Here is a 692-nt window from a genome sequence, read left to right on the forward strand (position 1 = left end):
AACGATTGAAAAGGAAGCGAAAGTGACTGTCTATGATAAAGACGGAAACGCGCTTCCTGTCGACGTGGAGCCCTCGGTCATCAAGATTACCGTTCCGGTGACAAGCCCGAGTAAAAAAGTGCCCTTTAAAATTGAACGGACAGGAAGCCTTCCTGACGGTGTCAGCATAGCGAATATTGAATCCAGCCCCAGTGAGGTAACGGTTTACGGCTCACAGGATGTGTTGGATTCTCTTGAATTTATTGACGGCGTCAGCCTAGATTTAAGTAAAATTAACAAGGATTCCGATATCGAGGCAGATATTCCGCTTCCTGACGGTGTCAAAAAAATCTCACCGTCAAAGGTGACTTTGCATATAGAAGTCGATAGTGAAGCGGATCAGAAGTTCGAGAATGTCCCTATCAAGACTGTAGGGCTGAGCAGCTCACAAAACATTGAATTTCTTGATCCTGAATCACAAGCGATAGACGTAACGGCTAAAGGCTCTCCCGCGAATATAAAAAAGCTGAAAAAATCAGATATTGAATTGTATGTGAATGTTTCAGATTTAGAGGACGGGGAGCATAGTGTGAAGCTTGAAGTGAACGGGCCACAGAATGTAACCTGGTCCTTGGGGCGGAAAAACGCCAAAATCAAGCTGACGTCTAAGAAAAGCAATACATCAACGAATGATAACAGCAGCAATACATCAG

General features: G+C 44.2%; 1 pseudogene. It reads left to right on the forward strand.

From position 1 onward, the window contains the following. A pseudogene (gene cdaR, locus ACWHAR_RS27510) lies at positions 1-692 on the forward strand (CdaA regulatory protein CdaR); the annotation flags it as partial.

The sequence above is a fragment of the Bacillus sp. LR--39 genome, from assembly GCF_053613335.1.